The 22,527-nt window shown below is 63.0% G+C and carries 24 protein-coding genes and 4 pseudogenes; 20 read left to right on the top strand and 8 right to left on the bottom strand.

Annotated features, from left to right (window positions below; all coding sequences use genetic code 11):
• Positions 1-2 precede the first annotated feature (2 nt).
• The 18 genes and pseudogenes from H8F27_RS08175 to H8F27_RS18260 form a co-directional block, all read left to right on the top strand.
• A complete protein-coding gene (locus H8F27_RS08175; RefSeq protein WP_197153057.1) occupies positions 3-365 on the top strand; it encodes a type II toxin-antitoxin system VapC family toxin in 363 nt (120 codons plus the stop codon).
• A gap of 46 nt (positions 366-411) precedes the next feature.
• Complete coding sequence (locus tag H8F27_RS17575) at positions 412-537, top strand: DUF4351 domain-containing protein (RefSeq protein WP_231596604.1); 126 nt, start codon at positions 412-414, stop codon at positions 535-537.
• A 73-nt stretch (positions 538-610) separates the two neighbouring features.
• A pseudogene (locus H8F27_RS18270) lies at positions 611-952 on the top strand (hypothetical protein); the annotation flags it as partial.
• Positions 945-1,661 (top strand): DUF4351 domain-containing protein, encoded by a 717-nt coding sequence (locus H8F27_RS18020; protein ID WP_255517754.1) that lies wholly within the window; start codon positions 945-947, stop codon positions 1,659-1,661. The pseudogene H8F27_RS18270 and the gene H8F27_RS18020, both read left to right, overlap by 8 nt.
• A 358-nt stretch (positions 1,662-2,019) precedes the next feature.
• Positions 2,020-2,520 carry a hypothetical protein gene (locus H8F27_RS08165; RefSeq protein WP_197153053.1) on the top strand — a complete coding sequence of 167 codons (501 nt, stop codon included), beginning with the start codon at positions 2,020-2,022 and terminating at the stop codon, positions 2,518-2,520.
• A 1-nt stretch (position 2,521) separates the two neighbouring features.
• Positions 2,522-3,148: an RES family NAD+ phosphorylase gene (locus H8F27_RS08160; protein ID WP_197153051.1), complete on the top strand. Its 627-nt coding sequence runs from the start codon at positions 2,522-2,524 to the stop codon at positions 3,146-3,148.
• An 80-nt stretch (positions 3,149-3,228) separates the two neighbouring features.
• Positions 3,229-4,844: pseudogene (locus H8F27_RS08155) on the top strand (IS3 family transposase).
• Between the two features lie 114 nt (positions 4,845-4,958).
• A complete protein-coding gene (locus H8F27_RS18015; RefSeq protein ID WP_255517753.1) occupies positions 4,959-5,087 on the top strand; it encodes a hypothetical protein in 129 nt (42 codons plus the stop codon).
• A gap of 345 nt (positions 5,088-5,432) precedes the next feature.
• Positions 5,433-5,570, top strand: a complete 138-nt coding sequence (locus H8F27_RS08150; RefSeq protein ID WP_197153050.1) for a hypothetical protein — start codon at positions 5,433-5,435, stop codon at positions 5,568-5,570.
• A complete protein-coding gene (locus tag H8F27_RS08145; protein ID WP_197153048.1) occupies positions 5,567-5,806 on the top strand; it encodes a hypothetical protein in 240 nt (79 codons plus the stop codon). Before H8F27_RS08150 ends, H8F27_RS08145 begins: the two co-directional genes overlap by 4 nt.
• Positions 5,807-6,064: 258 nt before the next feature.
• Positions 6,065-6,151, top strand: a pseudogene (locus H8F27_RS18265) (hypothetical protein); the annotation flags it as partial.
• A gap of 40 nt (positions 6,152-6,191) precedes the next feature.
• The gene (locus tag H8F27_RS08135) at positions 6,192-6,623 is read left to right on the top strand and encodes a DUF2887 domain-containing protein (protein ID WP_197153046.1); all 432 of its coding nucleotides are present in this window, start codon (positions 6,192-6,194) and stop codon (positions 6,621-6,623) included.
• Positions 6,624-6,695: 72 nt separating this feature from the next.
• On the top strand, positions 6,696-6,941 hold the full coding sequence (locus tag H8F27_RS08130) for a hypothetical protein (protein ID WP_197153045.1): 246 nt from the start codon (positions 6,696-6,698) through the stop codon (positions 6,939-6,941).
• Positions 6,942-6,943: 2 nt separating this feature from the next.
• Positions 6,944-7,306 (top strand): type II toxin-antitoxin system VapC family toxin, encoded by a 363-nt coding sequence (locus H8F27_RS08125; protein WP_197153044.1) that lies wholly within the window; start codon positions 6,944-6,946, stop codon positions 7,304-7,306.
• Complete coding sequence (locus H8F27_RS18010) at positions 7,209-7,514, top strand: DUF4351 domain-containing protein (protein ID WP_197153043.1); 306 nt, start codon at positions 7,209-7,211, stop codon at positions 7,512-7,514. Before H8F27_RS08125 ends, H8F27_RS18010 begins: the two co-directional genes overlap by 98 nt.
• Before the next feature lie 231 nt (positions 7,515-7,745).
• Positions 7,746-8,669, top strand: coding sequence for a DUF2887 domain-containing protein (locus H8F27_RS08115; protein ID WP_197153042.1), 924 nt, complete (start codon positions 7,746-7,748; stop codon positions 8,667-8,669).
• A gap of 73 nt (positions 8,670-8,742) precedes the next feature.
• Positions 8,743-9,150, top strand: a complete 408-nt coding sequence (locus H8F27_RS08110) for a DUF2887 domain-containing protein (RefSeq protein ID WP_197153041.1) — start codon at positions 8,743-8,745, stop codon at positions 9,148-9,150.
• 294 nt (positions 9,151-9,444) lie between these two features.
• Positions 9,445-9,504, top strand: a pseudogene (locus tag H8F27_RS18260) (hypothetical protein); the annotation flags it as partial.
• Positions 9,505-9,572: 68 nt separating this feature from the next.
• On the opposite strand, the gene ltrA reads toward H8F27_RS18260, so the two are convergent.
• The 3 genes from ltrA to H8F27_RS08090 form a co-directional block, all read right to left on the bottom strand.
• Positions 9,573-10,820 (bottom strand): group II intron reverse transcriptase/maturase, encoded by a 1,248-nt coding sequence (gene ltrA, locus H8F27_RS08100; RefSeq protein WP_197153040.1) that lies wholly within the window; start codon positions 10,818-10,820, stop codon positions 9,573-9,575.
• 504 nt (positions 10,821-11,324) lie between these two features.
• A complete protein-coding gene (locus H8F27_RS08095; protein WP_197153038.1) occupies positions 11,325-11,570 on the bottom strand; it encodes a hypothetical protein in 246 nt (81 codons plus the stop codon).
• A gap of 588 nt (positions 11,571-12,158) precedes the next feature.
• A complete protein-coding gene (locus H8F27_RS08090) occupies positions 12,159-13,142 on the bottom strand; it encodes a hypothetical protein (RefSeq protein WP_197153036.1) in 984 nt (327 codons plus the stop codon).
• Positions 13,143-13,909: 767 nt separating this feature from the next.
• Between H8F27_RS08090 and H8F27_RS08085 the strand changes: the two genes are divergently transcribed.
• Positions 13,910-14,638, top strand: coding sequence for a glycosyltransferase family 2 protein (locus tag H8F27_RS08085; protein ID WP_197153029.1), 729 nt, complete (start codon positions 13,910-13,912; stop codon positions 14,636-14,638).
• The gene (locus tag H8F27_RS08080; protein ID WP_197153027.1) at positions 14,635-16,212 is read left to right on the top strand and encodes a glycosyltransferase; all 1,578 of its coding nucleotides are present in this window, start codon (positions 14,635-14,637) and stop codon (positions 16,210-16,212) included. The genes H8F27_RS08085 and H8F27_RS08080 overlap by 4 nt, the downstream gene beginning before the upstream one ends.
• 17 nt (positions 16,213-16,229) lie before the next feature.
• Here the strand turns inward: H8F27_RS08080 and H8F27_RS08075 are convergent, their stop codons facing one another.
• The 5 genes from H8F27_RS08075 to H8F27_RS08055 are packed head-to-tail and all read right to left on the bottom strand — an operon-like array spanning position 16,230 to position 22,523.
• Positions 16,230-17,333: a glycosyltransferase gene (locus H8F27_RS08075; protein ID WP_231596602.1), complete on the bottom strand. Its 1,104-nt coding sequence runs from the start codon at positions 17,331-17,333 to the stop codon at positions 16,230-16,232.
• Between the two features lie 13 nt (positions 17,334-17,346).
• Entirely contained in the window at positions 17,347-18,123 is a 777-nt protein-coding gene (locus H8F27_RS08070; protein ID WP_231596601.1) for an ABC transporter permease, read from the bottom strand.
• Positions 18,124-18,146: 23 nt separating this feature from the next.
• Complete coding sequence (locus tag H8F27_RS08065) at positions 18,147-18,917, bottom strand: ABC transporter ATP-binding protein (protein WP_231596600.1); 771 nt, start codon at positions 18,915-18,917, stop codon at positions 18,147-18,149.
• Positions 18,918-18,960: 43 nt separating this feature from the next.
• Positions 18,961-20,061, bottom strand: a complete 1,101-nt coding sequence (locus H8F27_RS08060) for a glycosyltransferase family 4 protein (RefSeq protein WP_197153023.1) — start codon at positions 20,059-20,061, stop codon at positions 18,961-18,963.
• Entirely contained in the window at positions 20,058-22,523 is a 2,466-nt protein-coding gene (locus H8F27_RS08055; RefSeq protein ID WP_197153021.1) for a glycosyltransferase, read from the bottom strand. The genes H8F27_RS08060 and H8F27_RS08055 overlap by 4 nt, the downstream gene beginning before the upstream one ends.
• Positions 22,524-22,527: the final 4 nt, after the last annotated feature.

Genomic DNA, 22,527 nt, shown 5'->3' with positions numbered 1-22,527 from the left:
CCATGGCCACTGAAGCAGGGGCAGGCACACTGGTGCTCGACGCCTCCGCTGTGGTGCGGCTGATTTGCCATGACCCTGCGGCCGCAGGCTGGGCTGAGCAGCTCGCCGAGGCCTCAATGGTGCTGGCCCCGGAGCTGATGCTCACAGAGGTGGCCAATGCCCTGTGGAAACTTCAGCGCAGCGGCAGCTTGGTGGATCATCTCGAGCCAGACCGTGAGCTGCAGGTGGAAGCGCTGGCGTTGGCCTGCCATCTCGACCATCCCGTGTATGACTGCCTCTACCTGGCTTTGGCTAGGCGGGAAGCCGCTCGGATCCTTACGGCTGATCAACGCCCGCAACGGCTCGCCAACCAGGTGCTGCCCTGACTTTAAAGGCCCAGATGGGGCCAGCATCCCCCGCGAAGCCGCCAAGGTGGAGCTCCGCCAACCCAACCGCCGCTGCGGCCCCTTGAGCGAAACCACCACCGCCCAGATCCTGGCCCTGCTCGACTTCCAGGGCCCGGCCGACCTGGCGTCCTGGCTGGCGGGAAACGCTTGAGGCGGCCCATCTGATTTGCAACTGTGCAGGAGTCTGTACAGCTGTACAAACTCATAGAGGCGCCCAAATTGGCATGGCGGCTGGCTTCCCCCTGAGCCGCCAGGCGCCCCAGCCCGAACAAACCCCTCAGCCTCCTGCCGCTAACGAGGCTCCAAACCCACCAGGCCCCGCACGGGCTGCAGCCCCAACCCCAGGCCGCGGCTACCTTTTCGCCAGCAAGCGCCCGCAGCCAGTGAATACCGGCCGCTGGTATTACCGCGTCTTCCAGAGTGCCCCCGACCTGATCCGCTCACTGCTACCCGGCTCAGCCGCCGCCGCCAACGCGCTGGGCCTCAACCCAGCCGCTCCAGGGGATCGGCTCTATCGCTTTCAAGCCCTTGAAATCAAGGAGCTCAGCCGCCGCCTCGATGGCGTGCTCTGGCCCAGGGTGTCCGGTGGTGCTCCTGGAGGTACAGATGCACCCGGATTCAGATTTCCACAGGCGCCTCTCAGCCCAGAGCCTGCTCTTTGTGCAGCGTCACCCCAGGGTGGAACACCTGGAGGTGGTGGTGATTACGCCCCATCACCGCCTGAGACTAGGTCCATCCAATCCGCCCCGGCTGCTGCAGGCAGTTTTGGAGGAGGTGCACTGGATCAGCCTGGAGAAGCTGAGCCAGCAGCCAGATCTCGATCCGCTGCTGAACCTGCTCACCTTGCCGGTGAGACCCGAAAGCGAGCTGCCCGCCAGCAGCCAGCAGATCCTCGCCAGCCGCCCTGATCTGGACACGGTTGTGCTGCCTACGCTGGCTCAACGGTTTCCTTACTTCAGTGCGGCGCAAATCATGGTGATTGCCGGCATCCCCATTGAGGAGATCCGCCACACCCGGGCGGTACAGGACTGGCTTGCCGAAGGCCGCCAAGAAGGCCGCCAGAAGGGGCTACAAGAGGGACTCCAGGAGGGCGAAGACCGCGAAGCCGCCAAGATGACTCTCCGCCAACTCAACCGCCGCTGCTGCCCCCTCAGCGAAGCCACCACCGCCCAGATCCAGGCCCTGCCGCTGGAGCAGCTGGAATCATTGGCCGACGCCCTGCTCGACTTCCAGGGCCCGGCCGACCTGGCCGCCTGGCTGGCGGGAAACACTTGAGGCGGCCCCTCTGTTTTTGCAACTGTGCAGGAGTCTGTACAGCTGTACAAACTCATGGAGGCGCCCAAATTGGCATGGCGGCTGGCTACCCCCTGAGCCGCAAAGCTGCCCAACCGGAACGAACCCCGGTGCCACCGAACCCCAGGCCATCAACCCAACCCAGTTGGCTTTGTCCTGATCAGTGCGCCATACTGACAAAGCCAACCCGCCCAGCAAGCTCGAGGTTGCCGTCATGGCTGTTCAGGAGTCGGGGCCTGCGTCTGTACTTGCGGGCGACCCCCAAGCGAGCGCGTTGCTGCTGCGCGTGAATCAGTTGGTACTCAGCAAACTGGCCTCGCCGGGAGGGCCTGTACAGGCGATGAGCCATCGGCAGGCTCCCGTGACCCTCGACGACCTCAGTCTGCTCACAGAGCTGGTGATCGAGGCCTGGCGCTTGGAGCCCACGCCACCGCCGCGGCACGCGCTGCTACGGCTGCGGGGCGAGCAGGCCCTAGCCCAGCTGCTCAAGTCCAGCGGCGGCAGCCTCAGCTCCGCAGAGGTGCAGCAGCTGCTCGGGCTGAGTGGCGAGGGAGTGCGCAAGCGGCGCGATCGCAAGCGGCTGCTCGGTTGGCGCCATGGCAAACACACCGTGTATCCGGCCTTTCAGTTCGACCTGGCGGGCGGGCGGGTGTGGCCAGCCCTGGAAGCGGTGTTGCCCCTGCTCGATACCGACAGCGGCCCGGCCCAGGTGCGCTTTCTGCTGAGCCCTGACCCTGCGCTGGGCGACACCCCGGCCGCTCTGCTGTGCAGAGCGGAACCGCTGGCACTGGAGGAGGTGAGCCGTAAGGCACGCCAGTTTGGCTGCCAATTGGCTCGCTGACGTGCGCCTGCCGCTGCCGCCGACGCAGCAGGCCCAAGGACTGCGCCTGCTGCGAATTGCTGCCGGTAGCCAGTGGATTCGGATCCATCGCTGCCGCCACCCCAGTGCGCTGCACTGGGGACGCCATGGGCAGGGCCGCTGGAATGCACCGGATGCCGCCTTTGGCGTGCTCTATGTGGCGGGCGATCTAGAGACGGCCTTTGCTGAAACTTTTGGCCATCAGGTGATGGCCAGCCACCTGCCTGCGGCCGTGAAGTTCCTCAGCCGCCAGGAACTGGAGGAGCGCTGCATTGCCAGGCTCACGGCTCGCCGTGATCTGCAGGTGTTGGATCTCAGGGGGGCGGCCCTGGCCCGCCTGAACCTGGATGCCCAGCTGCTCAGCAACCGCGAGCAGTTGCCGGTGTGCCAGGCCTGGTCGAGCTGGTGGCACGATGCCGCTGAGGAACCCGATGGGCTGCTCTATCCCTCGCGCCTGTTGCCCCGCGGCACCAACCTGGCGCTTTACGAGCGTTGCACCGATGCCTGGGAGGAGGAATGCCTCGGCGATCTGATGCATTGGCCTGCAATCTCCCCAGAACCTGCCGTGTTGGAGATCCTCGATGCCCACGGCTGGGGCTTGGTGGGATGACCAGTCACCTTGCACCCCCCGGTTTCAGGAAAGATGTCACCCCTTTGATCCATCCATCCGGGGGCTTGAGGACATGACCAATGCGCCGATACAGCGAGGCCGTTAAGGCTGATGTGAGGAGACGGATGCACCCGCCCCACAGGCAGAGCGTTGCCCGGATTTCAGAGGAGCTGGGCATCCACGTGATGACCCTCTACAAATGGAGGAAGGCCTGGCGGTTGCAGGGAGAGGTGGTGCCGGCATCCGAGAAGGAACCAGAGGGCTGGAACGCCGCCGACAAGTTCACGGTGGTGCTGGAAAGCGCCGGGCTCAATGCCACCGAACTCAGCGCCTACTGCCGCGAGCGGGGCCTGTTCCCTGAGCAGGTGAGCCGTTGGCGGCAGGCGGCCCAGGATGCCAACGCCAAGCCGGTGCTGACGATGGCCGAACAGAAGGAGCTCGAGAAGCTCCGCGCCCAGGACCAGCGGGAGATCAAAGCCCTAAAAAAGGAGCTGCAGCGCAAGGAGAAGGCCATGGCGGAGATGGCGGCTTTGCTGGTGCTGCAAAAAAAGTGGGATGCCTTCTGTTCGGAGGACGCGGAAGGCTGACCAGCGCCGTGCACCGGCGGAAGGTGATCGAGCTGATCGGGGAGGCCAATGCTGCGGGCGCCGGCCTGGTGAGGGCCTGTGGTGTGATCGGCATCTGCCTGCGCACCCTCAAACGCTGGCGGAAAGCCTTCCTGGGTGATGGGGACGGCGTGGATCGCCGTAAAGGCAGTGCTCGCCTGGTGGGTCACCGCCTGAGCGAGGAAGAGCGCCAGCGAATCCTGCTGACGTGCAACCAGCCGGAGTACGCCGCGCTGCCGCCAGGGCAGATCGTGCCGGCACTGTCCGATCAAAAGCTCTTTATTGCTTCAGAGAGCAGCTTCTATCGGGTGCTGCACCAGGCGGGTCAGTGCCACCGCCGGGGGAGGGCCAGGCTGCCTCAAGAACCGCGCTCGGTGCCGCGCCTCAGGGCGGATGGCCCGAACCAGGTTTGGAGCTGGGACATCACCTTTCTGCCGACCACGGTGCGAGGTGTGTGGCTCTACCTCTATTTGGTGGTCGATGTCTGGAGCCGCAAAGTGGTGGCATGGGATGTGGCCGAGGTGGAATCGGCCCAGATCGCAGCGGATCTGGTGCAGCGGGCCTGCCTCAAGGAGCGCTACCACCGCCCCAGCGGCTTTGGCAGCCGCCAGTGCCAGCAGCAGCCCCTAATACTCCACGCCGACAACGGCAATGCAATGCGTGGGGCCACGCTGGAATCACGGCTCGAGGAGATGGGCGTGCTCAGATCCTTCTCCCGGCCAAGGGTCTCAAACGACAACCCGTACTCGGAATCCCTGTTCCGTACGGTCAAATACCGGCCTGATTACCCGAGCCGGCCCTTTGCCAGCAAGGGCGAGGCCTGTGAATGGGTGGCAGCATTTGTGGATTGGTACAACCACCGGCACCACCACAGCGCGATCAAATTCGTGACGCCCCACCAGCGCCACAGTGGGGCTGCCGCGGCAATTTGCCAGCAGCGCACTGATGTCTACGAGGCCGCCCGCCGTGCCAATCCAACGCGCTGGAGCGGTGCCACCCGCTGCTGGAATCAACCGGCAGAAGTGTGGATAAACAAGCCAACAGAAGAGCCCGATCCGGTCCTGGCGCTACCCTTAATCAAGGCCGCCTGAATGGCAGCCAAGGAGTGACAACTTTCCTGAAAGTCACCGCACCAGGAGCCTTAGCGAGCAGGCAGCGAAGAGGGGCTCAAGGATGGGAGCTTCGAGATCTGCCGCTGGGAGCGGGTGGGGATCATCGGCCCCATCCGAACCCAGCTGGAACGAACCACCTACGACCCAGCCCTCAAGCGCGGCCAGATGCTCCGTGTATGGCGGCTGCCCGGCAACCTGCCCTTCTCTATGCGCAACACCTAGTTCCCCCTCTGATTTGCAACTGTGCAGGAGTCTGTACAGCTGTACAGATTCAGGCTGTACAAACTCGAGGAGGCGCCCAAATTGGCATGGCGGCTGGCTTCCCCCTGAGCCGCCAGGCGTCCCAGCCCGAACAAACCACTCAGCCGCCACCAGCCAACGAAGCTCCACACGCAGCAAGCTCCGCACGGGCTGCAGCCTTGGCCACCATTCATTGCCAGCACAGGTCGTGACGCGTCAGTTCAATGGGGTGGTGGAGCGCGTGCATGAAGCGATCGGGCTCGCCCTCGAGAAATGCGCGCTCTATGGGGTCAACCCCGAGCTTGTGCGTGATGCGGCCGGGCACGGGTGTTCGAGTTTCTGGATCGCCCCTGGGTGGCCGTGCTCACTCCCGATGACACCAGGGTGATTACGGTGTATCCAACCGACCAAAGAACGGTGCAGGCCCGCCGGGCCGGAGGACGATGGCTGTTTCTGAACCGTTGACCCTGCCGGATCAGTTGCGGAACATGCGCCAGTCGGTGGATCCAGACACCGGCGCGATCCTGTTTCGCCATCCCACGCTCCAGGGGATCCCCGATCTGGTGGTGGAGGCCGACGGTTACACCATGGAATTCATCGGCCCCACCCTGCTCTGCCTCGACATCATCGATCCAGGAGCACTGGGCCGCCTCCTGGCAGAACCGATCAAGCAGCAGCTTCCTGTGGGCCTGGGAGACTGAAGGGCAACTCCTGCGGAGAAGGCTTCGCCTACGGCCGGGGCTTCCCCCTGAGCCGCCAGGCGCCCCAGCCCGAACAAACCCCGAGGCCCCCGCACCCCAGCAACACCCAGCGCCACCAATCCCCGCACGGGCTGCAGCCCCACCCTCAAGCCGCGGCTACCTTTTCGCCAGCAAGCGCCCGCAGCCAGTGTAGACAAAGTCGGCCGGAGGCCACACACCGACCGCTGGTACTACCGCGTCTTCCAGAGCGCCCCGGATCTGATCCGCTCACTGCTGCCCGGCTCAGCCGCCGCCGCCAACGCGCTGGGCCTCGACCCAGGCGCCCCCGGCGATCGGCTCTATCGCTTTCAAGCCCTTGAATTGAAAGAGCTCAGCCATCGCCTCGATGGCGTGCTCTGGCCCAGGGTGTCCGGTGGTGCTGCTGGAGGTGCAAATGCACCCGGATTCAGGTTTCCACAGGCGCCTCTCAGCCCAGAGCCTGCGCTTTGTGCAGCGTCACCCCAGGGTGGAGCACCTGGAGGTGGTGGTGATTACGCCCCATCACCGCCTGAGACTGGGACCATCCAATCCGCCCCGGCTGCTGCAGGCAGTTTTGCAGGAAGTGCACTGGATCAGCCTGGAGGCCTTGAGCCAGCAGCAAGATCTCGATCCGCTGCTCAACCTGCTCACCCTGCCAGTGCGCCCTGAGAGCGAAATAGCGGGCAGCAGTCAGCAGATCCTCGCCAGCCGCCCTGATCTGGACACGGTTGTGCTGCCTATGCTGGCTCAACGATTTCATTACTTCAGCGCAGAGCAAATCATCGCGATGCCTGCATGACCGTTCTCATGTCCGGTGCATGAAAAATGCATGCTTAAGGATTAAACTTGGATCACTGCGTTGGGTGTGTCGATGCCGTCGCTTCAGATCCGCGACTTGCCAGACCCCCTGCATCGTTTGTTGCAGCGGCGAGCCAGCCTGAACAAGCGCAGCCTCAGCCAGCAGGCCCTGGTGGATCTGGAAGCACTGGTGGGTGGTGATCCCCGCCAGCGGCGCCTGCTGGCCCTGGAGCGCATCGCGCGGCACTGGCAAGGGCGAGAGTCGCTGGCATGGCAGCAGGCACCGGAAGATCTGATCCGCGCTGATCGTGAACGCTGACCATGGCCACTGAAGCAGGGGCAGGCACACTGGTGCTCGACGCCTCCCCTGTGGTGCGGCTGATTTGCCATGACCCTGCGGCCGCAGGCTGGGCTGAGCAGCTCGCCGAGGCCTCAATGGTGCTGGCCCCGGAGCTGATGCTCACAGAGGTGGCCAATGCCCTGTGGAAACTTCAGCGCAGCGGCAGCTTGGTGGATCAATTCGAGCCAGACCGTGAGCTGCAGGTGGAAGCGCTGGCGTTGGCCTGCCATCTCGACCATCCCGTGTATGACTGCCTGTACCTGGCTTTGGCTAGGCGGGAAGCCGCTCGCATCCTTACGGCTGATCAACGCCTGCAACGGCTCGCCGACCAGGTGCTGCCCTGACTTTAAAGGCCGAGATGGGACCAGCATCGCCCGCGAAGCCGCCAAGATGACTCTCCGCCAACTCAACCGCCGCTGCGGCCCCTTGAGCGAAACCACCACCGCCCAGATCCAGGGCCTACCAGTGGAGCAGTTGGAAGCCCTGGCGGACGCCCTGCTCGACTTCCAGGGCCCGGCCGATCTGGCGTCCTGGCTGGCGGGAAACACTTGAGGCGCCCCCTCTGATTTGCAGCTGTGCAGGAGTCTGTACAGCTGTACAAACTCGAGGAGGCGCCCAAATTGGCATGGCGGCTGGCTTCCCCCTGAGCCGCCAGGCGCCCCAGCCCGAACAAACCCCGAGGCCCCCGCACCCCAGCAACACCCAGCGCCACCAATCCCCGCACGGGCTGCAGCCCCAACCCCAAGCCGCGGCTACCTTTTCGCCAGCAAGCGCCCGCAACCAGTGAACACCGACCGCTGGTACTACCGCGTCTTCCAGAGTGCCCCCGACCTGATCCGCTCACTGCTGCCCGGCTCAGCCGCCGCCAACGCACTGTGCCTCGACCCAGGCGCCCCCGGCGATCGGCTCTATCGCTTTCAAGCCCTTGAATTGAAAGAGCTCAGCCACCGCCTCGATGGCGTGCTCTGGCCAAGGGAAAGCACGGGCTGCGCCGAAACCGGCAGTCCGGAGTTTGCGGTGGTGCTGCTGGAGGTGCAGATGCACCCGGATCCCGGTTTCCAGCACCGCCTGGCGGCGCAGACCTACCGGTTTCTGCAGCGGCACCCGCAGGTGGAGCACCTGGAGGTGGTAGAGATCACACCGCACCAGCGCCACAAGCTGGGGCCAGCCCAGCTACCGCGACACCTGCGGGTGTTTCTGGCGGAGGTGCACTGGATCAGCCTGGAGAAGCTGAGCCAGCAGCCGGATCTCGATCCGCTGCTCAACTTGCTCACTCTGCCGGTGAGGCCTGAGAGCGAGCTGGCCGCCAGCAGTCAGCAGATTCTGGCCAGCCGCCCTGATCTGGACACGGTTGTGCTGCCTATGCTGGCTCAGCGGTTTCCTTTCTTCAGTGCGGAGCAAATCATGGTGATTGCCGGCATTCCCCTTGAGGAGATCCGCCACACCAGGGCGGTACAAGACTGGCTTGCTGAGGGCCGCCAGGAGGGCGAAGCCAAAGGCCGCCTAGAAGGCGAAGCCAAAGGCCGGCAAGACGGCGAAGCAGCGGTCACCCTCCGCCAACTCAACCGCCGCTGCGGCCCCTTGAGCGAAACCACCACCGCCCAGATCCAAGCCCTGCCGGTGAAAAAGTTGGAAGCCCTGGCCGATGCCCTGCTCGACTTCCAGGGCCCGGCCGACCTGGCCGCCTGGCTGGCGGGAAACACTTGAGGCGTCCCCTCTGATTTGCAGCTGTGCAGGAGTCTGTACAGCTGTACAAACTCGAGGAGGCGCCCAAATTGGCATGGTGGCTGGCTTCCCCCTGAGCCGCCAGGTTTCCCAGCCGGAACAAACCGCTCTGCCTCCAACCCCCAACGAGGCCCAATCCCGCCAAGCCCCGCACGAGCTGCAGCCCAAACGAGCGGGTACTCTCCGACAAGCTCTTCTACTGGATGCACGGCTCGCAGATGCCGGTGGCTACCGGTTTTCAGCACCTGCATTAAAAGAGCGCCCCGAGCTGCCAGCCCTGATCCTGGAAGCCCAGATGGGGCCGGATCCCGGTATTCTCCGGCGCCTTTATGCCGAATCAGCGCGGCTTCTGCAGCAAGACCCCAGCATCTACGCCTGGCAGGTGGTGGTGATCACCCCCTCCCGACTGCCGGGTGCAGTGGGTAGAGCTGCTGCCAGAGCGCTGGCGGGCGGGGGCCTCTGAATTCCAGCAGTTACTGGCGCTGCTGGTGCGCTCGGAAGCAGCCAGTCCAAGCGTGGAAAGTGCTGAGGTGCTCACGCTGATCCCCACTATTCTGTTGGCACGGTTCAGCGATCGCCCCCTGCAGGAGATCTGCACCATGACTGGCCTCACCGTTGAAGACTTCACCCAGAGCGCCGCCTACCGGGAGATCTTTGGCCAGGGCCGCAAAGAATGGCGCCGGGAAGGCCGGCGAGATGAAGCTGCAGCCGTGCCCTCCGCCAACTCAACTGCCGCTGCGGCCCCCTCAGCGAAGCCACCACCGCCCAGATCCAGGCCCTGCCGCTGGAGCAGTTGGAAGCGCTGGCCGCCGGGTAGCCCCGGGGAACTTCCCCCCGAGGCCCCCACAGATCCGGACGTGACACTCTCGCGTCATCCGGCTCCTGTCATCCAGCCGCAACACCAACACCACGCCAGTGAGCAAAAAGATCCCGCCTCTCCTGAGCGATCCTCGCCAGTACTTGCCGGCTGCGGCGGTCATGCCGCAACAACCGGCTGTGTTTCTGACGCAGCCATGCGCTTAGGTGCTCATTGAGATAGCCAAATAGCTTGGCCCTCAGTTCGGTTGGATAAAAACGTCCGTAATACTGAATCCAACCCCGCAGGATCGGATTCAGGAGCCGGGCGATCTCCTCCAAAGGCAAAAACATCCGCCTACGCAGATGCATTTTCCTGATCCTCTCTCGCATGCGCTTAAGCGCCTGCGGACTCACCGCCGGGAGGAAGCTCGTGAAGATCTCCCCATAGCGGTTCCTGGCCATACGTGGTCGGAAGCAAAAGCCGAGAAACGTGAACTGGATCTGATCGAACTGACCACGGCGGCTGCTATCCTTGCAATAGACCACTTTGGTCTTCTCAGGATGCAGCTGTAACCCGCAGGAGGTAAATCGCTCCTGCAAGGCATCCATGAGCCGTTCAGCCTCAGCTCGGCAGTGACAGTGACAGATCACATCGTCTGCATAACGCTCAAACGGGACGCGGGGAAAACTCCGCCGCATCCATTTGTCGAACGTGTAGTGCAGAAACAGATTGGCCAGTAGGGGGCTAATGACACCACCTTGAGGCGTGCCACTGGTCCGGGGCTGAAGGGACCCATCCGGCAATTCCACCGGAGCCTCCAACCAGCGCCGCAGATACAGAACAACCCAGCGCTCGGACGTATGGAACTGGATGGCCCGCATCAGGAGGTCATGATCGATTGAATCGAAAAACCCCTTGATATCAAGATCCACAACCCAGTCGTACTTCCAGCAGCGCTTACGGCAGCTCTCCACAGCCTGGTGGGCCGACTTGCCCGGTCTGTAGCCGTAGGAGTCCTGATCGAAGATCGGCTCCAACTGGGGCTCCAGCATCTGCTTGACCACCATCTGCGCGATGCGATCAGCCACCGTCGGAATGCCCAGAGGGCGAACTCCGCCGTTGGATTTGGGAATCTCAACACGCCGAACCGGCGGCGGGAAGTAACTCCCGGATGCCATCCGATTCCATAGCCTATAGAGATTGTTCTCCAGATCCTTAGCGAAGTCATCCAGGCTCTGACCATCCACGCCGGCCGCATTCCCGTTCCGTTTCACCTGCTGATAGGCCTTCCAGACCATCGCCTTGGTGATCGGTAGCGGCTTGTCCGGGCTCATCTCCTTCCTCCTGCCAATGGCAGTTGTTGAGTTGATCCGGACGGGATAACACAGCCCCTTTGCTCCAGAGCCATTACAGCTCCTTCATCACTACTACGGGCTGATCCGCCCCTGGCATGGGTCTTGGTATTCGCCCTCGTGGTTGTGGCCACTTGTGGCTTTCCCTTTACACCCCATGACAGGTTCCCACGTTCCACATCGAGGCCTGTGATGGGCTCATGTCGCCTGAACACCGGCTGCCGCGTGGACCGTAAGCAGGTAACGTCCACACTGATCCGGGTGCCGCCTACCTGCACCCGTTTTGACAGCATCTGGAAGACTTTTCGATGCGTCAGCGGCGATTCGCTGTTGCTCATCTTCCCATCACTCACCTGGCAGCTCGAGGCCGCCTTTTCCCCATCGCTCACTACCGCAGCTCTTAACCACAGCAGCATGGGGTGGTTTGGAGCCTGCCCCTGCAGGCCGGCTCCGGGAGGCCACACTCCCATCCTCGATGTAGTTGCGTCAGTGCTCATAAAGAACATTTGACTCGTGGCACAAGTAGGCGCAGCCTTCTCCGAAGGAGTTGCCCTGCTCGACTTCCAGGGCCCGGCCGACCTGGCGGCCTGGCTGGCGGGGAATGGCTGATCGGAACGCTGTGACGACGTGCCGCAGGGGGAAAGGGTGATGGGCATTGAAGTAAGCAGCGTCTTTGCCATTGCCGCTGCGTTGCCATAGCTGGGGGCTGCTCTCCTGGGAATTCCCAGTCATCAGCTCAGCCACGCCGGTTTGTTCGAACTAATGGAGCTATGATCCCCCGGGTCGATCCACCCGATCTGAAGATTTGGCTGGCGTTGGCGTAGCTGCGAGTCTGATTTAGCGGCGAGCAAGGGCGAATCCTTGGCCGCCTCACGGGTGGGAAACGATGATTTGCAGCTGTTCAGGATTCTGTACAGCTTGTACGTAATCCTGAACAGATTCGCGAACAGGCAGCAGGGCATTGCAGGGCAACTCAGCTGAGCGCCGTACGGCCGAGGTCCACTGATTTTAAATTAGACAAGGGGCGTGGTGGCCAGTTGACGCTGCTGCGGCTTGGGTTTCGGGTCTGTGATCGCCGCCACCCCTTTCTCCGGGAGGGAGGTCGAGCCGGTTGCCATGCCTCTGGATCAGGTTCTGGACGCTGGCCCTGGTGCCCCCCTGGATGGCCAAGGTTTACTGGCGCCCACTGCTGCTTTGCATCACAGCGATGGGACGCTTGCCGCTGTGCGCGAAGCAATGGCAAGGACCAGCCCGAACTCCCGGCAGAGAAAAAGTGCAGAAGGCCAGCGGCAGCGCTTGGAGCAGCTTGAAACAGGAGCATCAACCAGGCTTGCGGATCACAATTCCGATGCTGGTGGCGGCAAACTTCTCCAGCAGCAGACGTAGGTGTACATTACTGTCGTAGGGAGGTGCGTCAACATGATAATTATAGGGATGCATCCCGGGGTCGAGTATTAATGGCTCCATCTGCAGTCCTAGCTCTTCAAGTTCAACCTTCAGTTGCTGCAGATTCCTGGCGCGAAACACACAGGTGCCAGGCTCATCAACGGTATCCAGATCAGACGAAAGATTGAACTCTGTAGTATGCACTGCGATTCCGCCAGGGTTTAGCCTGTTTGCGCTGGCCAGCAGAAAGTCCTGTGCTGCGCGGATGCCTCCGATATGTTCAATCACACAGGAACTCCAGTGAAAGTCATGGCCTGTTGGTATCTGATCATGGGCCCGCATATCGAGGGCTTGGAATGTGCAGTCTGCTGCAAAGTTATCGTAGGAGATGATCTTGCTGCGCCATAGTTGCCTGAGGGCACTGGCATGCTGGGCCGTGCGCTTCCAGCCTTCGTCGCTGACATCGTCAGGAGCGTCGGTGGCCAGGATGGTGCAACCCAGCGATGTAAATAGGCTGGGCAGCGGCTCTGTGCCAACCCCAAAGCCCAGGCCACTAAATCCCGACTGGAGGAAACCATTTACTCTTAACTGATGAATGATGTAAACAAACTCCCACTGTTTGCGATGAAAAACCGGCTCGCAGCGCAGATCATCTCTGCAGATTTCTTGATAGGCAGGGTTGATCAGGTCTTCAGCGCGGCATAGGCTCGAGCCAAATAGGGCATGAGGCGATGCCTGCCCAGGCTGGAGACAGCTGGCGAGGCGGGAGGTGATCTGGTAACTCGACTGACGTAGCTGCGTGATTGCTCCAGCCTGAGAACTTGCCTCAATTGCCTCGTCAACAACGGCATGAATGTAAGTCTTGAGTCTGTTTTTCAGGGTGTTGAATCCCAGCGCCTGTTTCAGAAAGTTCCTCATAATCAGGCACAAGCCCATGCGGTCGCCAAGAGACTCTAATATCTGAACATCTTGGAAGTTCTGGGGCGGCGGCGATACAGCCGGCAGCGATTGCCAAGCACGACAGGTCCACAGTCAACCGCTACGGCCTGACCTGGCTCTCCTTTGCTGCTCCAATTCCTGCGAATGCTCATACGGCGGTAAGGCCGCTTTCCATTGCTGGAGGGCTTGCGGGGACTTACGCCCCCAGGGTTACTTGATGCGAGCTGTGGCCAAGAGCACTTCGACTTGCGAGGCAGGAGCGTGAACCAAGCATGGCAACGGGCAGCGAGCTCAAGGATTCGCCGCCGCAGCTTCTGGGCCTGAAGGCCTGCCCGCCGGCGCTGATCTGCATGATCCCGCTGCTCCTACCGCTTCAGGGAAGCCTGCAGCCAGGGCGGGCAGGGCCGCGAAGCTCGTCAACCCAGAAGGGGGCCAGCCAGCAGACCCTTGGGCAATATCAATTGTGTTGGTAGAATCCCTTGACATTGTCAAGCCTTGATGCGTCTTTCGATTCTGGTGGTTTCGCGCACGGCGAAGCTCCTGAACAGGTTTTTGGAGTCCCTCAATGCAGGGTGTAGCCTGGATCCACTGCAAACCGAGATCCTGTGCTCGTGGAACGGAACTCCCGAGGAAGAGCGTTCCATTATGAATGGAAGTCGCTTTGATTTCCATATTGCCCACCGGTTCCTTATCATTTCGCAGGCAATATCAATGGCCTGATTCGCCGCTCCAATGCCGATCTATTGATGATCGCCAATGACGATCTGATTCTTGATCCCAATTGCGTGAATGCCGGGATCGAAACCCTGGAGCGTGAATCGACGATCGGCCTGGTGGGTGCTGTACTGCGCACGGAGTCGGGCTTGCTCTGCCATGCCGGCATCAATTTTGATGCCAGGGGTTCGGCATATCACACCCTCGATCAACTGGTGCCGGCCGAGGATCCGGCGGTCCCGGCCACGGGCCCCGTGGCGGCGGTGACAGGGGCGCTGCAATGGATTCGACGGGCAGATGCCCTGGCCCAGCCCCTCAATGAGCAGTATCGCGTTTGCGGGGAAGACGTGGAGCTCTGCCTGGACGTGCAACAGCATCTCGGCAAACAGGTGTGGCTGTGTGCTGAAGCCCACGCCATCCACGAAGCCGAAAGCACCAGGGAACAGGAACCGGAACAGGCTGCCAACAGCGAGGATTTGCTGCGGCTGCGATCGAGATACCACAGCTATCTGGCCCAGGCGAGCGCTGAGCAACTGCGACGGCTGCTGGAACAACAGCAGGGCGAAAGCCTGCAACTGCGCCTGCTGCTCCAGGGGCGCCATGCGCTGCTGGAGGAACGGCAGGCGACACTCGAGATGGAGCTGCAAAAACTCCGGCAGGATGCAGGGGCGATCGAAGATCTCCAGGAAGAGCGGTTACGCCTCAAAGCACTGCTGGGAAGGAGGCCCGCGGTAAGCAGCCGCCAAGGGGGGCGGCCATGAACAGCAAGACACCTTTGGGCGCCGGCGTCGCAGCGGGCCAGCTACAAGGTTTGCGTGTGCTGGTCACCGCGATCGATCTGGAACAGCGCGAACACCGTGGTATCGCCGTCTATAGCAAGGGGGTGCTCAAGGCTCTGCGGCAAGCAGGCGCCGAGGTGTGGCTGCTGACCCAGTTTGATCCCTCCATAGCGGATGTGCGCGCCAGTGGACTGCCGAGCAGCACGGCCAAGATGATTTTTTCAGCCCGCGTGCTGGAGAGCCTGAACAGCGGCAAGGAAGTTGATTATAACGCTATGCAGGTTTTTTTGCAGCGGATTCCACTGTTTAAAAACATCAAAAAGCTGCGAGCCCTGCTTGACGAGTTCGTTGGCACACTGTTTCCCAAGCGACGGTTTAATCAAAGCAACCTCAGGGCAATTCCGGTTCAAAATATATTCGACAATCCCTATCTGCAGAGCGAGCGGCTGGGCTATCTGCAAGATGTGGACGGCCTAATCTGTGCAAGCGATATTTTCGTGCACTCATTTCGCCTGGCCCAAAGGCGAGCCGGCCATGTGCTGCTGTTAGATCTCGAGGGATTTGATGGCGTGATTACCACATGTCCGCTCAACATACACATTGGCAATGTTCGCTTCGTGGTGCAGAGCATCCATGACCTGATCCCGCTGGAATATGTGCAAACGAGCGATCACGTGATCGGCTTCTCCCGCCGGCTGCGTGCCTGCGCCCATGCCGGGCGGCTGTTTGTGTCGGAATCAACCCGCCATAAATACGAAACTGCGATCCTGCAGCCAACATCCAGCCGGCACCATGCCCATGGCGTGGTGATCCAATCCCCCTCGCTGACATTTCCAGCCGATGCCTGCGACTGGGAAGCCCGGATTCCAGAACTCTCGCTACATAGCGAAGCGCAGCGGCGCCTGCAGACTCTCGAACCCTGCCGCTATTTGCTGTTCAACTCCTCGGTGGAGCCACGCAAAAACCTGCTGTTTGTGCTGAAGGCCTTTATTGAAGCCGGAATTGAGCGCCACGGCATCAAACTTTGTATCACCGGCAAACTCAAAGCCGACCGCTACAGCGCCAAGGTGAAGGGGTTGGTGAACAGCCATCCCGACGTACTGCTCACCGGCTATGTGGATGAGGCCACCAAGCGCCAGCTCTTCCTCAACGCCCTGGCGGTTGTCAGCCCCTCGCTGGTGGAAGGCTTTGGCATTCCCGTGCTGGATGCGGCCTGCCTGGGCCTGGCTGTGATCGCCAGCCCATCGGAATCGCACCGGGAGATCCAGCAACTGCATGATTTCGAACAACATGTGTTGCTGTGCAGCACGCTGGAAACCAGCGACTGGGCCAGTGCCATGCGCTTGGTGGTTGGCCGGATAGAGCGCCAAAGGCTGGAGGCCAGCGAGGGCCGCCCAGAGCACCTGCGCCGCCAGCAGCAAAGCCTGTGGCTGGATGAGCTGCGTCAGCAACGCATCCGCCGATATCGGGCGCTGCAGCAGACAATCGATGCGGCGTTCCAGGCCTCGATCAGCCGGGTGATCCAGGCCGAGCTGGCCATCCTGGCGGGCGGGTAGCGGGCCGCTGAACGACCTCAGCTGGAAGCCACAGCAGCGATCAGAGCGGCGATCTGATCCACTTGCCGGATCACGCTCATTTCTTGAGCCAGAAGGTACCCCGCCTCCGATAGCTGGTGCCAAGCGCGTTGATCCTGGCGCAGCTGCTGCAGCTGGGCCGCCAGCACCGACCCATCATCGGCCGGCGGAAAAAACAGCGCACTCCCCTGGTGGAACTCGCGGTGCACCGGGATATCACTGATCAGGGTGGGCAAGCCTTCGGCCTTGGCCTCGAGCACGGGATAGTCGAAGCCCTCTTCGAGGCTGGCTGAGATCAGGGCCAGGCTCTGGCGCAGGTGCTGCAGCAGCTGCTGGGGCTCCAGGGAAGGAATCCAGTGGACCTGCTCGGGCCGGGGCAACTGCCGCACCAGGCGTTGCAGCAGCGGGCTTTGCCGGCCGCTGCGGCCAACAATGCGCACCACGCCGCGCCAATCGGGCAGGCGCCGCTGCACACCGGCCAGAGCCCCCAGCAGGGCGGGGAGATTTTTGTTGGCATCGTGCCGGGCCAGCACCAGCAGATCTTCACTGGCGGGGGTGGTGATGCGTTCTCGGAGCACCTCGATGCCATTGGGCACCACAGCGATGCGCTCGGCGGGCACACCAAAGCCGAGCAACTGGTCGGCCACATAGCGGCTGATCGCCAGCACCCTGGTGGCACAGCGGAGATGGCGCGGCTGCCAGAAGCGGTAGCGCAGCCAGGCCTTGCGGCTGTTGGGAAGCACCAAGGGAGTGAGGTCGTGGCAGGTGATCAACTGGGGCACCTGGGGCCAAGCAAGCAGGGCCTCGAAGAAGGGCGAATAGATAACTTCAAGCTGCTCCACCGCCAAACCCCGCTCCCCCAGCAGGCGGGGAAGCGAGAGGCCGTGCTGCACCAAGCCATAGCGCTGCAGCAGCGCCATCGGCTGGCGAGGCGCCTGGGGGGGGGGATCCACCGACCAGTGGGACGGATCGATCAAGGCACCACGGCCGCAGGCATCAAGCTGCAGCCGCAGGCCGGGCAGGCCGGGCACCACCCGCTGCACATAGCTACCGAAGCCGGAGTGGCCAGGCAGCCAGGAGAGCAGGTTGATCAGCTGTGCCACGCCAGGCTCCGGTTCAGATCAAGAAGGGCAGGAAGGGCCGTTCACGGTTGAGCAGCTTGAGCGCCACCCAGATGCCCACCAGGTTGACGGCCAGCAACACAAGCCCCACTACCCACTGCAGCTCGCCAACCATCAAGGTGTGGCGGATCGGGCTGAGGATGCGATAGAGGGGATTGAAATCGGCCGTCCAGGCCATCGCCCCCAGATTTTTCTTTTTGTAGAGAATCGGCGACAGCAGGAAAACCAGCTGCAGCAGGATCGGCACCAATTGGTACACATCCCGGAAACGGGCACCCAACAGGCAAACAATCAACGGCAGCCAATAAATAAACAGGCCAAGATTGAGCAGAGGTAGCCAGCCATGCAAAAGAAGATTGAGTAGCAAGTTGTGCTGGAACCAACTCAGAGCCAACAACACCAGCAGAAAAGACTGGGCAAAGGTTTGCAGCTGAAAGGCCCACTCTTCTAAAGTATAAAAGATTGGATTGAGGTTGGTGTTGTGCACATGGGCATGGTTGTGCTCAAACAAATTGGGCGCCGAGCCAATGGCCGAACTAATGCTATTCCACACTACTAAGCCGACACCTAGATAAACAACATAGGCATCAAAATCTTCCACTTTAAACACGGTGCCATACACCAGGGCCAAGGCGGCGATGGAAAACAGATTGGAGAGCCCCAGCCAAAAGCTGCCAAAAAATGTGCGTGCAAAGCGCGCCCTAGTGCGGGCCGTAGCGGTGAACCACCAGACGCGCCGCATCGACCAAGCTTCCGCCAGGGTGCTGCGCACTGAGACACGGGAAGGGGTAGCCATCAGCTGTGGTGGTAGTGGGCCAGGGCCGCATCGAGCGGTCCGTCAAACACGATCTGACCCTGCTCAAACACCAGGCCGCGCTGGCAGAACCGCCGCAGCAAATCGTCGGAGTGGGAGGCCAGCAGCAGGGTGCCGGTGGTGGCAAGGAAGTCGTGCAGCCGCTGCTGGGCCTGGTCATAGAAGCTGCTGTCGCCAGCACCGAAGCCCTCGTCCATGGCCAGGCAGTCGTGGCTGCCGGCGGTGAGCACGGCAAACAACAGGCGGGCCGCCATGCCCTGGCTGTAGGTCTTCACCGGCAGGTGAACGAAATCACCCAGCCCGGAAAACTCGATCACATCGGCGCAAAACGGCTCAAATCCCCGCAAGTTGCCGTTCACGAGCAAGTAGTGGGCCTTGATGGCCTGCAGGCCACTGAGCTCCGGGCTGGTGATGAAGCTCTTGTGGATCATCGGAAACACCCGCACCCGCGCCTCAAAGTGACCCCCTGTGTGCAGGTAGATCCCGGAGATCAGGCGCAAAAAGGTGCTCTTACCGGCGCCGTTGTGGCCGATCAGGGCCACCCGCTCCCCTTCCCGCACAGTGCAGGAAACATCTTGAAGGGCAGTGATAACTGCACCGCCACTGCGACGCCGCAGCTTGCCGCCGGTGACGGAGCGAATCAAGGTGCTTTTGAGACTGCGGGTCTCGGTGGTGAGCACCGGGATGTCCAGCCGCACATGGCGCAGGTCGAGCACCACGGGCCGCTCGGGGGATGGAAGGGGCTGAGGCAAGCGGGCAGCCAGGCGAACGTGGCTTGGCGAGGTTAACTCTGGCCTAGAGATGCAGGCCCTCCAGCTGGCGTTGCCACCGCTGCCGGGCAAACAGCTGCAGGTAGCGATCCCGTGCCTGCCGGCCCAGGCCAGCCCGCCAGGTGGGCTCGGCGGCCAGGCGTTGCAGCACCGCGGCCAGGTCGGCGGGGTCACCCGACCAGCTCAGGCCCGGCAGCTGCGACACCCAGGCCATGCCGGAGCGGGGCAGGCGAAAGGCCAGGGAGGTAATGCCGGCGGCCATGGCCTCGAGCTGCACGATGCCGAACGCTTCGTTGCAGCGATCGGCCGGCAGCACCAACAGCTGGGCGGCGGCGAGGCGATCCACCTTGGCCGCCTCATCCAGGCGCCCCCAGAACCGCACCGGCTGCCCCTGGGCCAGCTGCTCGAGCTGGTGGCGGCGGGTCCCATCGCCCACCACGTCGAGCCGCCAGGGGGTCTGCAGGCAGTTCAGAGCGGCCAGCAGCCAATCGACCCGCTTGTAGCTGTCAAGTCTACCGATAAACAGCACTTGAAGGGTCTCGGCTGGCGCGGCAGGCCGGAACGGCAGGGCCAGGGCGGCCGCCTCCAGAGCGGCATCGAGGCAACAGGGCAACACCCGCAGCTGGGCAGGCCTGCAGCCGCAGCGCACCAGCTCCGCCTCCAGCACCGGTGAGGTGGTGATCACCCGGGGCAGTCGCTTGACCACAGCCAGGGCCAGGTGTTGGTAGAGGCCGATGAGCAGGCCTGCCGGGGTGGGCTCCACCTGCAGAAAGGCGTGCCAGTGCACGCTCAGCTGGCGGCGGGGCCGCAGCAGGCGGGCCAGCAGCAGCAGCAGCAGCACCCCCGGGCAGGGCAGATGGGCGTGGAGGGGCTGGGGGGAGCTGAGCAGCTGCCAGAGGCTGCGGCTGGGCAGGGGCAGCAGGAGCCGGCCCAGGACCAGGCGGGGCAAGGGCACGCGCCGGTAGGGCACCGGCAGGGGATCAGCTCGGTCTCCCCCGGGGGGGCCCGCCAGGCTGAACGCCGTTGCTCTCAGGCCTTGCTGATGCCCGTGCACCGCCAACTCATGGGCCACCCGCTCGACGCCGCCGTAGCCCGGTGGCCAGTCGCGCAGGAGCTGGAGCGTCAACGGGCGTAGGGAAGTTCAAGCCAGGGATGGCGCTGCTGCAGGCAGCGGCTCAGGGGCCGCCAGTTGCGTGCTGTCGAGGTGGCTGTCATCGAATTGCTGTGGGTGTGATAGCGGGCGAGCACTCGAGGGCAGAGAACACCATAAAAATCAGCTTCGATCAGCTTGCACCAAAAATCAAAGTCTTCCCAGCCACCTTCGATATGGGTGTACCCGCCCACAGCCTGCCAGGCAGAACGTCGCACCAAGGCCATGGCATCAATGACGTTGCCATGGAGAAAGGCGCTCCTCTGCCAGCTGAGGCGCCCAATCAAGCTCCGCCCGTCGTGGCCATGGCGGCCATCGCCGATCACCTCAATCAGCGGATGCACTACGGCAGCGCCAGGGCCAGCCAATTGAGCCTGAGCTAAACAGGCAGAAACGGCATCAGGAAAGAGCAGGTTGTCGGCATCAAGAACGAATGCCCATTCGGATACACAATGGAGAAATGCGGTATTGCGTGCGGCGGCCAGGCCGCCATTGGCGCGGTGTTTCAACAGCTTGATTTGACTAAATCGCTCAGCGTGACTCTCTAGCCAGGCTTGGGCCACTTGAGCACTGGCGTCGCTGGAGGCATCATCAACAACCACAAGCTCCAAATCATTGAGCGTCTGGGCGGCAACGCTCTCGAGTGCCTGCTCAATCTTGTTGGCGTAGTTGAACAGGCTGATCACCACGGCAGCATGGGGCGGCCCAGCCCCCTCAACATTGAGGAGGCAATCAACATCAGGAGAGGGAGGGTTTGAGGCGCTGGCCACGGGGCAGCCCTGGAGCTCGGCCAAGAGCTCTGCTGGTGTGAATGGTTGCTGAAACTGGCGCAGTGCGCCACCCAGAAGGGCCGTCAAGGCTGCGTCGAGGGCAAAGCAGGGATCACCCAGGGCCACAACACTTTCGGCTGCTGATGCAGCCGAAAGCAGCCAGGCAGCCAATAGACGAGCGTTGTCCATTGTTTCATTGCCGTGGAGTGGCAATTGGGGGAGGTAGTGAAAAACTGCACGACCCGCTTGAGCTTCCCAAGCGCCGAGGGAATGCTCCCACTCAGCGCCTCCAGGGCCCAGGCATAGGCAACGGCAAGGGGAGGGCTGGGGCAACCCCAAACAAGCCCCCCATGCCTCAACGGCCTTGGGGCCCAGATCGAGCCAGCCGTTGGGAGCTGCCTTGGGATCTAGCCAGTAGGCGCGCAAACCCAGGGCCCGCAACAGGCACACCCGGGCGGGATCCGGATCCCACACCACCTGCTGGCTGCGCAAGTGGTTGAGCCAGTGCTCGGCTCGCTCGGGAGGCGGTAGTTCGAGGTTGATGGCAAACCGCTCCAACCCTCCGGCCTGGGCCCCCAATGTGCCGGCCGCCAGCTGGAGGCCGTGGGAATTGCCGGTCTGATCGAGCAGCTTGCAATCCCCCAGCTGGGGAATCGGCAGCTGCTGGATCCAGAGATGGGTCTGCCAGCTGGTGTGCGGCATCCCGCAGAGGCTGATCAGGGACTCGGGCGACAGGGCGGCCGCGCCGGGATAACGCGGCGCCGGATGGTAGCGCCAGTGCTCCAGCCAGGCTGGCCAGGTGGTGGGGTTGGTGGCGAGCTGCTCCGGCGGGGGCGGCGCCGCTGCGGCAGCGGCCAGGGCGCGGGGGGGCTCGGCGGCGGGCCAGCGGCGCTGGCCGGGCGTGAGCAGCAGCCGGTGCAAACGGCAAACCTGGCGATGGAGCACCAGGGGCTCGGCAGCCGCCAGGGAGCGGCGGTGCTCCGGGCGAATCAGGGCAAGGGCGCACCGGCGTTGCTCAGCGCTGGGGCGCAGCTCAGGCAGCGCCGCCAGCAGCCGCTCGAGCTGGGCTTCGGGCTGGCTGAACCAGAGGCCGAAATCGATCACTGCCCAGGGCAGATCCGCCGCAGCTGCCTCCTTAAGGGGCTCGAGGTTGTGGCGCCACCAGAGCTGTTGGGCACGGCCCAGATCCATGCCGGTGATGGGCCCATCGCGTCGAATCAGGGACCGAACCACCTCGGCTGGATCGCGCACCGCCAGCAGCAGGCGCAGGGGAATCCCCAGCTCGGCGGCCACATCCAGCCAGAGGGGCAGCAGGCGGCTGGTGCGGGGGTCTTTAATCGCCCAGGGAGTGTTGCGGCGGGGCAGCTGTGGTTGCAGCAGATCCACGAGTTGCCCTCGCACGGAGCGGGTGGCGGGATGCTGCAGCCAGCCCTGGGGCAGCGACAGGCAGCCATTGGCGGAAGGCCACCAGCGATCCAGATCAATCAGCAGCCGCTCCTGCAGCTCCACCAGCTCCTGCCACTCGAAATAGCCCTCGGGGTTGTGCTGATCGGCGGCGATCAGTTGCCCGGGCAACTCCACTCCCAGGGCCTGCAACAGCGAACCCAGCAGGGAGGTGCCGCTGCGGTGCATGCCCACCACCAGGATCAGGGGGGGGTGGCATGGCATGGGC

The sequence above is a fragment of the Synechococcus sp. CBW1108 genome, assembly GCF_015840335.1.
Classification (GTDB): domain Bacteria; phylum Cyanobacteriota; class Cyanobacteriia; order PCC-6307; family Cyanobiaceae; genus Cyanobium_A.
This window is presented reverse-complemented; position numbering and strand designations above follow the sequence as displayed.

Coding starts and splice junctions, on each gene's coding strand:
- H8F27_RS08175 (WP_197153057.1), top strand. CDS start 3: ATGGCCACTGAAGCAGGGGCAGGCACACTGGTGCTCGACGCCTCCGCT.
- H8F27_RS18020 (WP_255517754.1), top strand. CDS start 945: ATGGCGTGCTCTGGCCCAGGGTGTCCGGTGGTGCTCCTGGAGGTACAG.
- H8F27_RS08165 (WP_197153053.1), top strand. CDS start 2,020: ATGAGCCATCGGCAGGCTCCCGTGACCCTCGACGACCTCAGTCTGCTC.
- H8F27_RS08135 (WP_197153046.1), top strand. CDS start 6,192: ATGGCGTGCTCTGGCCCAGGGTGTCCGGTGGTGCTGCTGGAGGTGCAA.
- H8F27_RS08130 (WP_197153045.1), top strand. CDS start 6,696: ATGCCGTCGCTTCAGATCCGCGACTTGCCAGACCCCCTGCATCGTTTG.
- H8F27_RS08125 (WP_197153044.1), top strand. CDS start 6,944: ATGGCCACTGAAGCAGGGGCAGGCACACTGGTGCTCGACGCCTCCCCT.
- H8F27_RS18010 (WP_197153043.1), top strand. CDS start 7,209: ATGACTGCCTGTACCTGGCTTTGGCTAGGCGGGAAGCCGCTCGCATCC.
- H8F27_RS08110 (WP_197153041.1), top strand. CDS start 8,743: ATGGTGGCTGGCTTCCCCCTGAGCCGCCAGGTTTCCCAGCCGGAACAA.
- ltrA (WP_197153040.1), bottom strand. CDS start 10,820: ATGAGCCCGGACAAGCCGCTACCGATCACCAAGGCGATGGTCTGGAAG.
- H8F27_RS08095 (WP_197153038.1), bottom strand. CDS start 11,570: ATGACTGGGAATTCCCAGGAGAGCAGCCCCCAGCTATGGCAACGCAGC.
- H8F27_RS08090 (WP_197153036.1), bottom strand. CDS start 13,142: ATGAGGAACTTTCTGAAACAGGCGCTGGGATTCAACACCCTGAAAAAC.
- H8F27_RS08085 (WP_197153029.1), top strand. CDS start 13,910: ATGATCGCCAATGACGATCTGATTCTTGATCCCAATTGCGTGAATGCC.
- H8F27_RS08080 (WP_197153027.1), top strand. CDS start 14,635: ATGAACAGCAAGACACCTTTGGGCGCCGGCGTCGCAGCGGGCCAGCTA.
- H8F27_RS08055 (WP_197153021.1), bottom strand. CDS start 22,523: ATGCCATGCCACCCCCCCCTGATCCTGGTGGTGGGCATGCACCGCAGC.